Below are 13,372 nucleotides of genomic sequence, written 5' to 3'. Positions count from 1 at the left end.
TTTCGTCCCCTATGGCAAAATGGACGAGAAGTTAATTGATTGTTTCGCAATCGGGAACCGGCGCGACTATGGGGTGGTATGGTAGGATGCGCCCCACGTAACACACAGTTGCGCAGTTTTTACTGCGGATAACACCCCGAAAGGAAGAAAAAATATGAAAAAAATCATCGCCTCGCTGTTCGCAGTGTCCGCTGTGATCGCTGGTAGCGCCACCGCGCAACAGCCAACGCAGCCGCCATTCGCTCCAGTGACCACCGACATCAAAGCACCGACGCCGAAGAGCGCCTATGTGCAAGATGCACGCGGCATCATCGCCCGTGACCCGTTCGGTCTGTGCTGGCGCACCGGCTACTGGACCCCGGCTGACGCCGTTCCAGGTTGCGACCTGCCAATTTGCGTGGAACCAGAGAAGCTGGAAAACGGCAAGTGCGTGGCCCCTCCGCCACCACCAGCACCTGCCCCAGCTCCGGCGCCGGCTCCTGTAGCGCCTAAGGCCGCTCCAGCACCAGCCCCGACCTCGGAAAAAGTCAGCTTCGCAGCCGACGCCTTCTTCGACTTCGACAAAGCCGTGCTGAAGCCTGAAGGCAAAGCCAAGCTGGACGACCTGTCGTCGAAACTGGGCGGCATCAACCTGGAAGTCATCATCGCCGTCGGCCACACCGACTCCGTGGGCACCGATGAATACAACCAGAAACTGTCGGTACGCCGTTCCGAAGCCGTGAAAGCTTACCTGGTGTCGAAAGGCATCGAAGCCAACCGCGTGTACACCGAAGGCAAAGGCGAGAAGCAGCCTGTGGACGACAACAAGACCGCAGCCGGCCGCGCTAAAAACCGCCGCGTGGAAATCGAAGTGGTTGGTACCCGCAACACCAAGTAATACCGTTGGGCGCAATAAGCGCCCCAATGTAAGCAACACTCAACCGCCCGGCTTGCCGGGCGGTTTTTTTTACCCGTGATATCTGTTTTTCCTGTGGCGTAAATGGCTGCATCACCTGTTGACCACCATCAATAAGGAGTAAGATTCTTAACAGACCTTGCAATTACATCTATTCGCCATGAAACAACTCTATTTGCTGCCCGCACTGCTGTTGTGCGGCGCCGCGCTGGCCCAAACGTCGTCGGTGGAACCCTCCGCCCAGCAAATCATCGATGCGCTGAAAACCAAGCCTGCCACCGCCACACCTGCCGCGGACGCTGCAAGTTCCACACCGAAACCGCGCCGTACCCGCAATTTCGCCGTGGAAGCCGCGACGCCGGAAGCGTCGGGCACACCGGCGCCGTCCCCCACCGCTCCGGCGCAACCGAATTCCATCAGCCTGGCGATCCAGTTCGACGTCAATTCCGACCGGGTGCAGCCAGCCAGCATGCAAACGCTGGCGGCGCTGGCAACCGCGATGAAGTCGCCGGAATTGTCCAAGATGCGCTTCCGCCTGGAAGGCCATACCGATGCATCGGGCCAGGCCGCCTATAACCGCAAGCTGTCCGCCATGCGGGCGGAATCCGTCAAGCGCGTACTGGTGATCAACCAGGTGGCGCCGGACCGCCTGGTCACGGAAGGCAAGGGTTCCAGCGAGCCGCTCAATCCGGCCGACCCGGGTGCGGCGGAAAACCGCCGCGTCCGCATCGTCAGCCTGGAGCCTTAACCCATGCGCCCTTCTCCCCTGCTCGCCAGCCTGGTGCTGGCGCTGACCGGTGCGGCCTTCACCGGCATAGCCGGCGCCGCCACGCCAGCCGTCCCTGCCGCCAGCAACAAACCGGCAGACCAGCCGCCCAGCCAGCCCCGCGCGGCGCGCCATGCGCTGATCATTGCGATTGGCGATTACATGAGTCCGAGCATTCCGCCATTGCTGGGCGTGGGGCACGATATCGATTCCGCCACGCAAATGGCGCTCGCCATGCAGGTGCCGCAAGCCAATATCCACGTCTTGCGCGACCACGAAGCCACATCGGCCCGCATCGCGCAGGAAATCGCGGAATTGAATAACCGCACCCGCCCCGGCGACCGCGTATTCTTTTATTACTCAGGCCACGGCACCCGCTATTACAGCCCGGCGCCGGCCGACAACGGTTGCGTGGAAGCGCTGTTGCCCGCCGATAGCGTGCCGCTGACCAATGCCCAGCTGGCCACCCTGATGAAGCCGATCTCGGACAAGGCCGACAAGTTGATGGTGTTTTATGACGCCTGCCATTCGGGCGGCATTGTCGGCAAACCGCTGGGCGTGACGCGCAGCCTGTCGACGCCGAAAGGCAAGCTGACGCCGAAATTCTCGCCGGGCGGCGCTATCGATGCCTGTTCGAAACCCACCAATATCCGCACGCGCAGCCTGGGCGGCGAAGCGGAAAAAGCCGGCGCGCTGGCGCACAACATCGTGCTGATTTCCTCGTCGCGGCCGGATGAAGTATCGTTTGACGATGAAGACGCGGGCGGCGTGGCGACACAGGCGTGGCGCGACTGCATGCTGCACGATGCGCAAGACCTGGACCAATCCGGCGCCATTTCCGTCAATGAAATTTCCGCCTGCGCGCAACAGCGCATCGAAGCGCGCTTCAAGGGCAACCAGCAATTCGGCGCCCAGCACATGACCCTGGGCGGCAACGCCGGTTTCGTGCCGGGGTGGCTGACCAGCGCCGCGTCGGCGGCGTCGGTGAAACCGGCCGCCATGGCGGCAGTTGCAGCCCCACCGTCAACTTCTGCCCCCGCGACAACGGCGGCGCCTTCGGCGTCCGCACCGGTCGCGCAAGCGCCTGTAAAACCGCCGGCCACCGCCCCCGCCGTCGTGCAAGCCGCCCCCGGCGCGGCCCTGGCCGATATCGTTGCGCAAAGCGACCCGCGGCGCAAAGTCACGGTGACGTCCCCGGCCCGCATGCTGAAAATCGGCAAGGATGCACTGGATTTGTCCGTCACGTCGTCGCATGAAGGCTATGTCTATGTCGTCATGCTGGGCTCGGACAAGAAGAGTTACTACATGCTGTTCCCGAACGACCGCGATGGCGACAATTACATCAAGGCCGGCGAAAGCTTGAAATTACCGCGCCCGAACTGGCGCATCACGGCGCAGGGCCCGGCCGGCACCGACCGCATGCTGGTGGTGGTCAGCGCCACGCCGCGCGACCTGGGGCAACTGGGTAATAACAAAGCGGGTCCCTTCGTCTACAACCTGACCGACGCCGGCGGCCGCGCACGGCTGCAATGGCTGCTGGGCACGTCTGCCGGCCTGTCGAAACCGGAATGCCAGCCCGGGGTGGCGCGCGATGCCGCCACGGCGGAACGCTGCTCCGACGCGTTTGGCGCCGTCATCACTGAATTCCATGAACTATAAGGATGCAACAATGAAACTCCAACTGATCCCGTCCGCGCTCGTGCTGGCGGCCATCCTGACCGCCCCCGCCTACGCACAATCGAGCCAGGCATCGGACGCCACCCCGCCGGGGCCGGCCGCCCAGGCAACGGCTGCGGCCACAGCCGCCGCGCCCGCCGCCGAACCGGCAGCGCCGCCGCCAGCGTCGGTGGTGTTCCTGGATTCGTCGCTGTTCGACAATGCCTTGTCGAGCCAGCTGGCAGCGGGCAAGGACCAGGTGGAAGTGGCCATCACCGGCAAGATTTCGCTGAACGCGATCCCGGGACGCATGGACAAATGGATTACCGCCGTCGCCTCCAAGGGCGAAGTGGCGCTGACGCAGCAGGCCGACGCGCCGCTGAAGCCGAAATTCGTGCTGGGCCTGCTGCCGACGATTTTCTCGTTCATCAAGATGGCGCGCACGGAAAGCCTGATTGATCCGGCCTCCAAATACAATGCGTCGATCCAATACCACCTGGACCGCAGCGGCGAAGCCGTCATCGATAAAATCGTGTTCGTGAAAAAACCACCCAAGCAATAATTCGCGACAGCGCGCCGGTGCGCTACAAGAATTCTCCGGCGCGCGCTTTGGCGTCCGGCAAATGTCCGTTATCATGCCGACTATGAACGCCGACCCTCTCGAACTCCAAAAATTCAGTGAGCTGGCCCACCGCTGGTGGGACCCCACTTCCGAATTCCGTCCCCTGCACGAAATCAACCCCCTGCGCCTGGAATGGATCAACGCGCGCGCCCCGCTGGCGGGCAAGAACGTGATCGACATCGGCTGCGGCGGCGGCATCCTGGCCGAATCGATGGCGCGCAAAGGCGCCAAGGTCACCGGGATCGACCTGTCTGAAAAAGCCCTGAAAGTGGCCGACTTGCACAGCCTGGAATCCGGCGTGCAGGTGCGCTACCAGTTGATCGCCGCGGAAGACATGGCGGCCCAGGAAGCGGGCCAGTATGACGTGGTGACGTGCATGGAAATGCTGGAACACGTCCCCGACCCGGCCGCCATCGTGCAGGCCGCCGCCACCCTGGTAAAGCCGGGCGGCAAAGTTTTCTTTTCGACCTTGAACCGCAATCCGAAGTCGTACCTGTTTGCCGTGATTGGCGCGGAATATCTGTTGCGCCTGCTCCCAAAAGGCACGCACGATTACGCAAAATTCATCACGCCGGCAGAATTGTCGCAATATATACGCAGTGCTGGCTTGCAGGTAGACAGCCTGAAAGGCCTGGGGTATAACCCGTTGAGCAAGATTTACTCGCTGAACGACGATACTGACGTCAATTACATGGTGGCGTGTACGCGCCCTGCCTGACCGACCTGATCCGATATGACCACTGCCCGCTCTTTCACCGCGCCTCGCGCCATCCTGTTCGACCTGGACGGTACGCTGGCCGACACGGCGCCCGACCTGGCTGCGGCCGTCAACCTGCTGCGCGCCGAGCGCGGCCTGGCGCTGACGCCGTACGAATTACTGCGTCCGACCGCGTCGGCCGGCGCGCGCGGCATGATCGGCGCGGCCTTTGGCCTGTTGCCGCATGACGACGGTTTTGAAGAGCTGAAAACCGGCTTCCTGGACAATTACGAGGCGGCCATCGCCGTCCACAGCCGTCTGTTCGACGGCGTGGCGGAATTGCTGGCGGGACTGGAAGCGGCGGGCTTGTCGTGGGGCATCGTGACAAACAAGCCGGCCCGTTTCACCGACGCACTGGTGCCGCTGATCGGCCTGGGGCACGCGGGCTGCGTGATTTCCGGCGATACCACTCCGTATCCGAAACCCCACCCGGAACCCTTGCTGGAAGCGGCACGCCGCATCGGCATTCCGCCGGAACAATGCTGGTACGTGGGCGACGACTTGCGCGACATCCAGGCGGGCGCCGCCGCCGGCATGTTGACGGTGGCCTGCGCCTGGGGCTACTGCGGCAGTTCCGAACCGGCCACGTGGAATGCCGACCATTTGCTCGATTCGCCACAAGCGCTGCTGGACTTGGTGCAATCGGCGTTGTCCGATGCCACAATGGCAGCATAGTTTCTACGCAGATATTGCCGTACGGCAATTTCGCAACTACTATATGTGTAGGTGGCACCTTGCCCTTCACTGATATCGGAGCATTACATGACTGGCGATGACATGATGGCGGATGCGGCTGCGCAGAGTCACATGCCCCAAAGCTGGGATGTGACGGCAACCGAATCCAAATTCTACTGGTATGACTTGATCACGGATTTCCCGCCCGCGCCGGATTTCCGCGACCCGCTGGGCCGCTACCTGCGGCGCATGCAGTTCGCCATCGAAGGTACGCTGGACAAGCGGCTGATCTATCTGCTGGTCAGCCGTCCGCGCCTGCGCTTCGACCTGAAACGTTCGACCAGCTGGGGCTTCTTTTCGCTGAAACTGACGGTACCGCTGATCGTGGGTGCCGACCAGGTCAAGGAAACCGTCACCATCGACCTGAAAACACCGGAGGACGCGACCTTAAAGAAGCCCACGGTCCAGATGTTCGACAAGTTCATCACGCTGAACTGGGGTTCGCTGATCGAAACCTATTCCGTGCATGACTTGCTGCAAAACTTTGACGTAAAGCTGAACTTCCCGACCAAGGTGCATTACGTGGGCCAGACGCACGACCCGGCCGGCCGCCTGCTGAAAGGCCGCCTGTCCAGCGTCAACCGCATCGCCGACCGCAACCAGCCGGACAATGACAATTTCCTGCTGATCCAGCGCATGAACATCAACACCTTCGGCGCCCGCCATCCGATGGATGACGGCTCGGAAGTCGCGCAGGAACAGCTCCTGAAGGAACGGATGGACATCATCGAATGCGTGCTGATCAAGTACTTCGAAGATGAATCCCGCAAAATCCGCAGCCCGCGCGAACAACTGGCCCGCCAGACCCGCCTGCGCAACCTGGCCAACTCGCACAAACTGGTCGGCCTGCGCATGAACCTGGGCCTCGACGAAGAGCACGCGTTCGATCGCCTGTTCTCGGACCGCGTCCCCGAATTGCGCAAACACGTGTTCGATTGCACGATCAACCAGGGCGAAACCACGTTCAAACGCCCGGAAAAAGCGTAACCACTTGTATCCATGCTGCGCCCGGGGTCCGTTTGCGGTACAATGACTATTCCTATCTGTGGGGACGACCTGGTTTCGACGTGGGTTTCAAAGCAGAACAGGGCATACCGAGGCCTGGTTACCTCGTAAATACACCCAGAAATCAATAACTGCAAACGATAACTCGTACGCACTGGCAGCTTAATTGCTGTTAGCTCCTCAACACCTCGTCCCTGGGGTGGGCCGTTAAAAGCTGAGGAGTCACTTACAGGGAATCGCGCTGTAACGGGTCACTTGAAGCAGCGTTAAATCTAAGGTGAATCGCCTGTACGGAACGTGTACATCCGTGCCGTCCGGGTTAAATTAAATGATAGTACTAAGTATGTAGAACTGTCTGTAGAGGGCTTGCGGACGCGGGTTCGATTCCCGCCGTCTCCACCACCGAACAAAAAATTAGGGCTCCAAGCGCAAGCTTGGGGCCCTAATTTTTTGTTCGACGGGTTCAGATAGCTGGAATCGGATCCGCGTCTGGCACGGACGCGGGGCTTTTGCGGGGCCCTCGGCGAGCACTGCTCGCCGCCGCAAAAGCGGCCTCCGCGCTTGCAAGCGCGGTGCCTCTTCGATTCGCCCATTCTCAACCTCGCACAGCGAGGTTGCGCCCGCGATTAGCGGGCTCAGACGCATGAGCCCGTCTATCGCGAGCGTTGGCAATTCCTTTCATCGCAAATCAGCAAAAGCGCGCCATCTAAACGCGCTGAGCAAAGCGTCCAGCGACAGCAACATACTGCAAGCATTACTTGGAATGGCTCTGCATGAAACAGCATGAATGGAGCGACGGCCACCACGGCAAATCACCGCGTGCATTCGCACGTGACGTGTTTCCGTCGCTGGGCAAGCTACCAGTTGCCAACATCACGCCCGCGATGGTTGCCGGGGCCATTCAAGCCGTCCAGCGGCGCAATGTGCAGGAGACGGCCTCCCGCATCTTGCAGCATTTGAACGGCGTGTTCCGGTACGCCCAGGCCAAGGGGTATTGCCGGGATAATCCGGCGCTGCCCGCCCGCGAAATCCTGCCGCGCAAGAAAAACAGCGGCCATATGCCGGCGCTGCTGGACTATGCGGCGCTGGGCGACGTGCTGCGCCGCGCCGAACTGGCCCGCCTATCCCCTGCCGTTCACATGGCGCACCGGCTGTGTGCGTTTACTGCCGCCCGCATCGGCAATGTCATCGATGCCGAATGGCGCGAATTCAATCTGGACAGCGATCCGCCGGTGTGGACCATTCCGTGGGCCAAGATGAAAGTGACGAGCCGCGACATCGACCACCGCATTCCGCTGTGCGCAGAAATCGCCACCGAATTGCGCAACTGGCAGATGCTGACCGGCAAGTGGGGGCATACCTTTCCGTCGCCCGGAGGCGGCGAGCACATCGACCGGGAATCCATCGAGAAGGCTTACCGGGTGACGCTGAAACTGGAAGGCAAGCATACGCCGCACGGGTGGCGCAGCGCCCTGTCCACTCTGGCCCGCGATCACGGCTACCAGCGCGATGTGGTGGAACTGGCGCTCGACCATGTGCATGACAATGAGGTGGCGCGGGCGTATGACCGGGGCGAACGGTTTAGCCAGCGGATTGCCTTGTATGACTGGTGGGGCCAGCAGTTGAGCGCTGCGCAGTCAGGTGCGCGGATTATTCCGTTGAGAGCCAGTAGCTGAACCGCATAGTCCCTGTCGGCGCGGGATCGGAAGTGCAAATATTCCAGCGCCTGCCCAATAGGATCAGCGAAAAGGCCAGTGTCCAGGCTGGCCACTTTTGTTTTGCCGCTGCGCGCCGGGATGGGGCCGGATTACGCCAAGGGATGAAGACGGCCGGCAGTCACAGCAACTCATCCTTGTTCGGAATCGGGTTGAAGAAAAATCCCGTTGATTTCTCCGGCAGGCTGCGCGGAGTGTGCTGCCCGAGCTGCTGCGGTGGTTGTGGTGTGGCTTTGTCCTCAGCGCCATGCTGGCCGAACTGGTCAGTGTCGCGTATTAGACGGTGGACGTAGCGCCGGAAAGTGTCGTGCCTGAAATCGATACGCTGGCTGGCCCGCATGTACTTCCAAATAATCTTGACCGTGTAACCCGCCCGTATGGCGGCGCCGACATCATTCCGCACGGCCAGGAAGGCAACCAGGTTGCCATCGCGCCGGCATTCCTCGTGTTGCTTGATCCACTCGCCGATCTGATCTGTGAAGCGCTTATTCATGGTGGTTTGTCCTATTTCTTTGCATGTTTTTGGCGTGGCCGCAGCGCTTTTGTCCCGCTGATATTGGCTGCTGTATGCCGCTCGATGCTGTGGCATGCGTTTATCCGCTGTTGATACAGTTTCGTCGCCGCTGTGTGCTTTTGTCGGCATGCCGGGGCATGCTTTCTAAATGTTCGGCGAAGGTAGCCGACGTGCGTTGAGATGGGACAAGCAGAAAAACGTGCCGTAGTCGTTGCTCAGTCCTGGCGTAAAAGCGTGAAAAACGCGGGCAGGATATGTGAAGTTAGCTAACCTTGCATTTTGCAAAGTTAGCTAACTTCACTTTCTTATTCGCGCCTGCGGCGCTCAACGAAAATCTTGAAGCAAGGACAAAATGTCAATTTTTCCTCCCCGCATGAAAAACTAATTGTTTCCATGTTGCATGTACCATCAATAAGGTTTAGAGTTTAGGGAAACATTGACAAATATCAACAAAAACTATCAACATGAAAGCTTTCCGAGAGGGATGCTGACCTAACAATTAGTCCTTTCCTGGTGAAAGCATTGATGCCGAAAGTGGCCCCCAATGCACCAATTAACTAGAGACTAAAGAAACCTCTCTCTCTTCTCATGGATAAGATCGCCCCTTTCACACATAAAAAAATAAAACACACAACCATCACAATTCTTGTCATTCTTTCAGTAATTTTTATCCTCATTTACACGTAGATAACGCTATTTGTGATTCCGCCAATCGGTGCAGTACCAGAAGGTAGAACCGTCGTCATTACTCGACTAAACAAAACTGAATTTATTGATAGTCCAGATGCAATGTGCGAAAGGATTCAAGGTGGAGTTAGCTTATTATGTCGTGGCATGGTAATGGGAACTGTAGTCGGAAAAGCCACTATCATAGTGAGGTTGCCATACAGTTCATGGCTCTACAACATTTCGACCGGTGGAAAAAGTTACGATCGTTAAATCAAAGGATTAATCATGGAAGTTTTAGTAATCGCAGTCCTTATCGGCTTAATTCCAGCATCAATTGAAAAAGGTAAAGGCAGATATTTTGGCCTTTGGTGGTTCTACGGAGCGGCACTATTCATCGTTGCATTGCCACATGCACTAATCATGAAGGCAAATAATTCTGCCATTGAACAACAGCAACTCGCGGAAGGTATGAAAAAATTCCTGCATTGCGCTGAACTCATCAAACCTGATGCCAAAGTATGCCGCTACTATGGGCGTGACGTCGCGGTTGATGCTTAATCATTTAAAATATAAAAAACCCTTCCATCCAACACACATCATGCTCGCCGAACGGATTTTGACAAATATGTTTGAATGGCGCTCATCGAAATTCCGGCTTGTTGAGAGCTAACGGAAGTAAGTTAGAAAAGGTGGTCGAGTCTTTACGCGGGCAACAAAAAACGTGGCTGCGTAACAGGATGGAATCAAGCGCAAATGCAAAAAGTAGATCTGAACGAATTCAGCTTCACGAGAAGCTTCGTATTTTTGCGTCAGAATAAACGCGTTAAATCGAAAGAGATTCGAAGGCAACTGAAGGAAATCAAGTTCCGCGCCGGACTAGAAAATTCTGCGCCGATCATTGTTCGGCATCGTGTATCCCTGGGGACATTGCCCCCTACTTATGGCTCAGTTTCCCTCTTACTAGGGGAGACTGTGCGCTCCCCTACGTTTGCGAACGGAACACTACACGAACGAGTCCTCGCATACGTTCTCCTAATTGAGTCCGAGGGATACGCGGCGATGCAACTCCGCCATTTAGGCACGACTGATATCGAGCCTCTTTTTAATAGTTACGCGCTTGTGCCATATGCTCAGATCACGAGCGTCCTCACTAATGGCGCAAACATTCTAAAAATCGTTTCAAAGATAATTAACCCAGCGCAAAGTGGATTAACCGGCCGGGCCTATGAGGGCAATTCACTACAGAACGAGATGCCTCAGTTTGGAAGTGGCAAAACTATTCCCCGTAGCCTAAAAGCCAATGATAATGGGGCAATGATCTCAGTGACCGCAAGTGCCTCGCGGATAACGACATATGGCCAGGCTGTAAACATTGATCAAGTTGGGAAATGGTTTTACCAGATTCGAACCTTGTTAGAACAAAATCGAAGATCTACATTTCTATCTCGCTTTGCTGAACCTGTGGACTTTGCCACGGCTATCCCCAACCTGGCCCCCAGCCTGGTGGTATTTGATGCACTAGGATTACAACACAAAATTGCTCAAGAAGGTCTAGTCTGGCGACGTAAATTTAGGAAGCAGGGAGAACGGAAGCTTACTCGTCCGGTTGCTACCTCTCAAATGGCTGACTACATTGTCGCGCAGCTATCCCGCAACGCAATCATCAAAAAAAACGAGTTCTCTTTCGGGAAAATCGATATCGGAAGCAGCAAGATCAAAGTCGATTTGAGTGCTTTTAGAAATTTTACTTTATTCGACGGCAAGAAGGATCTTGCACTATCCACTTTCGTAAATAGTCGAGAGCTTTTCTCCATCTATTTTGACTCACCAGATCACGTGTATATGAGCGGGGCAATATATCGAGATTCGGGCATTGTAGGTGAAGCTCAGTCTGTGATCGCTGCAATTGAAGGTGTAGACGCACTTGCTAGAGCAGATCGGGAAAAGATAGATTTATCAAGGGATGTTCCCCATCCCGACAAGATCAATCTGGACAGATTTCCCGACACATCCGTTTTCGCCATTGCAGAGGAAGCCTACCAGCATGCTTTGTTCATTTTTTGCGACGATCTAGGCGATGAGTGGGCAGATCACATTGCGGTAGACTCTGACAACAAGACATTGTCGTTCATACATTCAAAGCACGGTGAACTCACGACTGGCGCCTCCAGTTTGCACGAAGTGGTTGGTCAAGCACTCAAAAACATGGGTAACTTACTTTGCCTGCCGAGCGCAATGGGGCGAAAAATTGCTCGATACAACCGGACTTATCATGGCACCCAAATTCCTTTAGTTCGTCGCGCTCCGGCAGGTGCTACCGCAGTTCAAATAGAAGAAAGCGTTGTTCAGATCCTCAGTGATAATTTGTTACGACGCGAAGCTGTACTGTGCTGTTCTTTTCTATCGGCAGGGGAAGTCATAGCTCAGTTAACAAAACTTAAGGATGGGCAAAAAGTACGGCCACACATTAGACAGCTACTCTGGCTCTTATCGTACTTTGTCGCAGCGTGCAAGGAACTTAGCGTGGTTCCTCGCATACTCTGCCGTAAGTAGTCAGAGACTATCCTTGAGGCAAGAATTGTGGGGTATCAGTGGGGGTATTGCGGAGTAGCCCGCTCAACCATAACACTTAACGTACTGATTTCAATATATTTTTCTTGACGGTTTGATTGCCGCCGTCCCACCACAAAATACTTAAGCCGTTGATTCGTCAACGGCTTTTTCTTTTCTGCCCGTCCGGTTTGGCTTGTCACCCCAAGTCACCACCCCAAGTACGGAGCCAGAATGGCCTACAAGCTACCCTCTCACCTGCACCGCAGTCGGTCAGGAATTCTGCATTTCCGCATTGCAATCCCTCCTGACCTGCGCCATTATTTTGCTTCAAATGAAATTTACAAAAGCTTAAGGACTCCGGACGTCCGTGCGGCGGCAATCGCTGCGATGACACTCTCGATCAAGGTTAAAAACCTGTTCGCCGCCCTGCGCGCGGAACCGCAGCAACAGACAATGGCCAATACCAAGAACCAAACATTCCGGATGGATTACATCTGAAGTTCGACCTGGATGAATTCCGTCGACCAAGAAGCGTCGAGTTGCAGACACAACCTCACGACACACCGGATACAATCCGCGCGGCCATGGAAGCGCTCATGGCTAGAACTCCTCAGCCGCAATCCTATTCAAGCACAAGTTCCGAAGCGATTTCGTCGTACGTAGACGCCTATTTGGACAGCTTCCCCACGGACCAAAGTCCCAATGATAAGTCGCTGTTGGCATACCGCGCCGCCATCAATACCGTCATCAAGATTGCGGCGATAAGCCACTCCACGAACTCGCAATCGAAGACCACAACAGGTTTGAGGACGTAATTGTCAAGCTGCCTGTCAACAGCACGAAAGTGATTGCTGCGCGCGACCTATTAATTGACGACATGTTGCAGCTGGGCCTGGAGCCGATCAGTCTGCAAAATGCGAAGAACATCGCGCGCCGCGCCAACATGTTCTTGACTTGGGCGTTTCGGCGTGAGGGCGGCAAGCCGCCATTTCAACTGCTAGACACTATCAGGGTGGGCAAGAAGCTGCAGGCGGCAAAGAAGCGACGCGCGTTCACCGATGACGAGTTACGGGTGGTATTCAATCCGACGACGCTCGGGAAAAGCACCCAGGCTAGCCGCTACATGTTTTGGCTTCCGCTGATCGGGGCGCATACCGGTATGCGCATCAACGAAATTGCACAGTTACTCTTATCGGACCTCATCATGCTCGACGGCGGCCATTGCTTCAGCGTGACAGACAGTCCTGACCCAAACGAGGAACCGGAAGAAGCACAAGGGCTAAGACCATCAAGACCGAAGCTGCAAAGCGCATTGTTCCAGTTCATGCCAAGCTTATCGAACTCGGCCATTTAGCCTATGCCGATACGCTCAGGTCAGCAGGTCACTGCCGCCTGTTTCCCGATCTAGTGGGGGCCGCGACGGCCCAGGCCAGCCCGCCTCCAAGCAGTTTGGCCGCTACTGCGAGCGAATCAAGCTGTCCGATG

Annotated in this window: 13 protein-coding genes and 1 other RNA gene; 13 read left to right on the top strand and 1 reads right to left on the bottom strand. The window is 56.7% G+C overall.

The window, feature by feature from the left end; translation table 11 throughout:
- Window positions 1-154 precede the first annotated feature (154 nt).
- The 9 genes from ompA (at window position 155) to GJ700_RS20360 (ending at window position 8,112) form a co-directional block, all read left to right on the top strand.
- Window positions 155-877, top strand: a complete 723-nt coding sequence (gene ompA / locus GJ700_RS20400; RefSeq protein ID WP_154377314.1) for an outer membrane protein OmpA — start codon at window positions 155-157, stop codon at window positions 875-877.
- 178 nt (window positions 878-1,055) lie between these two features.
- On the top strand, window positions 1,056-1,643 hold the full coding sequence (locus GJ700_RS20395) for an OmpA family protein (RefSeq protein WP_154377311.1): 588 nt from the start codon (window positions 1,056-1,058) through the stop codon (window positions 1,641-1,643).
- Window positions 1,644-1,646: 3 nt separating this feature from the next.
- Window positions 1,647-3,320 (top strand): caspase family protein, encoded by a 1,674-nt coding sequence (locus tag GJ700_RS20390; protein WP_154377309.1) that lies wholly within the window; start codon window positions 1,647-1,649, stop codon window positions 3,318-3,320.
- A 10-nt stretch (window positions 3,321-3,330) separates the two neighbouring features.
- Window positions 3,331-3,879, top strand: a complete 549-nt coding sequence (locus GJ700_RS20385) for a hypothetical protein (RefSeq protein ID WP_154377307.1) — start codon at window positions 3,331-3,333, stop codon at window positions 3,877-3,879.
- Between the two features lie 82 nt (window positions 3,880-3,961).
- The gene (gene ubiG / locus GJ700_RS20380; protein ID WP_154377305.1) at window positions 3,962-4,657 is read left to right on the top strand and encodes a bifunctional 2-polyprenyl-6-hydroxyphenol methylase/3-demethylubiquinol 3-O-methyltransferase UbiG; all 696 of its coding nucleotides are present in this window, start codon (window positions 3,962-3,964) and stop codon (window positions 4,655-4,657) included.
- A gap of 15 nt (window positions 4,658-4,672) precedes the next feature.
- Entirely contained in the window at window positions 4,673-5,371 is a 699-nt protein-coding gene (locus tag GJ700_RS20375; protein ID WP_154377303.1) for an HAD family hydrolase, read from the top strand.
- A gap of 87 nt (window positions 5,372-5,458) precedes the next feature.
- Complete coding sequence (locus GJ700_RS20370) at window positions 5,459-6,418, top strand: hypothetical protein (RefSeq protein ID WP_154377301.1); 960 nt, start codon at window positions 5,459-5,461, stop codon at window positions 6,416-6,418.
- Window positions 6,419-6,478: 60 nt separating this feature from the next.
- Window positions 6,479-6,838, top strand: a transfer-messenger RNA (tmRNA) gene (gene ssrA, locus GJ700_RS20365).
- Between the two features lie 371 nt (window positions 6,839-7,209).
- Entirely contained in the window at window positions 7,210-8,112 is a 903-nt protein-coding gene (locus GJ700_RS20360) for a tyrosine-type recombinase/integrase (protein ID WP_154377299.1), read from the top strand.
- Window positions 8,113-8,272: 160 nt separating this feature from the next.
- Here the strand turns inward: GJ700_RS20360 and GJ700_RS20355 are convergent, their stop codons facing one another.
- Complete coding sequence (locus tag GJ700_RS20355; RefSeq protein ID WP_154377297.1) at window positions 8,273-8,644, bottom strand: TraK family protein; 372 nt, start codon at window positions 8,642-8,644, stop codon at window positions 8,273-8,275.
- A 975-nt stretch (window positions 8,645-9,619) separates the two neighbouring features.
- Between GJ700_RS20355 and GJ700_RS20345 the strand changes: the two genes are divergently transcribed.
- From GJ700_RS20345 to GJ700_RS20330, 4 genes are all read left to right on the top strand, one after another.
- Window positions 9,620-9,892 (top strand): zinc ribbon domain-containing protein, encoded by a 273-nt coding sequence (locus tag GJ700_RS20345; RefSeq protein ID WP_154377293.1) that lies wholly within the window; start codon window positions 9,620-9,622, stop codon window positions 9,890-9,892.
- A gap of 195 nt (window positions 9,893-10,087) precedes the next feature.
- Entirely contained in the window at window positions 10,088-11,887 is a 1,800-nt protein-coding gene (locus GJ700_RS20340) for a hypothetical protein (RefSeq protein WP_154377291.1), read from the top strand.
- Window positions 11,888-12,118: 231 nt separating this feature from the next.
- Window positions 12,119-12,385: a DUF6538 domain-containing protein gene (locus tag GJ700_RS20335; RefSeq protein WP_154377289.1), complete on the top strand. Its 267-nt coding sequence runs from the start codon at window positions 12,119-12,121 to the stop codon at window positions 12,383-12,385.
- A gap of 346 nt (window positions 12,386-12,731) precedes the next feature.
- Window positions 12,732-13,241 (top strand): site-specific integrase, encoded by a 510-nt coding sequence (locus GJ700_RS20330; RefSeq protein ID WP_154377288.1) that lies wholly within the window; start codon window positions 12,732-12,734, stop codon window positions 13,239-13,241.
- The last annotated feature ends 131 nt before the right edge of the window (window positions 13,242-13,372 follow it).

The organism is Pseudoduganella rivuli, assembly GCF_009674485.1.
In the GTDB taxonomy this organism is placed as follows: Bacteria; Pseudomonadota; Gammaproteobacteria; order Burkholderiales; family Burkholderiaceae_D; genus Rugamonas; species Rugamonas rivuli_B.
The sequence above is the reverse complement of the archived record's forward strand: the minus strand, read 5'-3'. Positions and strand labels throughout refer to the sequence as shown.

Bases quoted from the DNA above. Each gene is read 5' to 3' on its own strand.
- ompA (WP_154377314.1), top strand. From the start codon at position 155: ATGAAAAAAATCATCGCCTCGCTGTTCGCAGTGTCCGCTGTGATCGCT.
- GJ700_RS20395 (WP_154377311.1), top strand. From the start codon at position 1,056: ATGAAACAACTCTATTTGCTGCCCGCACTGCTGTTGTGCGGCGCCGCG.
- GJ700_RS20390 (WP_154377309.1), top strand. From the start codon at position 1,647: ATGCGCCCTTCTCCCCTGCTCGCCAGCCTGGTGCTGGCGCTGACCGGT.
- GJ700_RS20385 (WP_154377307.1), top strand. From the start codon at position 3,331: ATGAAACTCCAACTGATCCCGTCCGCGCTCGTGCTGGCGGCCATCCTG.
- ubiG (WP_154377305.1), top strand. From the start codon at position 3,962: ATGAACGCCGACCCTCTCGAACTCCAAAAATTCAGTGAGCTGGCCCAC.
- GJ700_RS20375 (WP_154377303.1), top strand. From the start codon at position 4,673: ATGACCACTGCCCGCTCTTTCACCGCGCCTCGCGCCATCCTGTTCGAC.
- GJ700_RS20370 (WP_154377301.1), top strand. From the start codon at position 5,459: ATGACTGGCGATGACATGATGGCGGATGCGGCTGCGCAGAGTCACATG.
- GJ700_RS20360 (WP_154377299.1), top strand. From the start codon at position 7,210: ATGAAACAGCATGAATGGAGCGACGGCCACCACGGCAAATCACCGCGT.
- GJ700_RS20355 (WP_154377297.1), bottom strand. From the start codon at position 8,644: ATGAATAAGCGCTTCACAGATCAGATCGGCGAGTGGATCAAGCAACAC.
- GJ700_RS20345 (WP_154377293.1), top strand. From the start codon at position 9,620: ATGGAAGTTTTAGTAATCGCAGTCCTTATCGGCTTAATTCCAGCATCA.
- GJ700_RS20340 (WP_154377291.1), top strand. From the start codon at position 10,088: ATGCAAAAAGTAGATCTGAACGAATTCAGCTTCACGAGAAGCTTCGTA.
- GJ700_RS20335 (WP_154377289.1), top strand. From the start codon at position 12,119: ATGGCCTACAAGCTACCCTCTCACCTGCACCGCAGTCGGTCAGGAATT.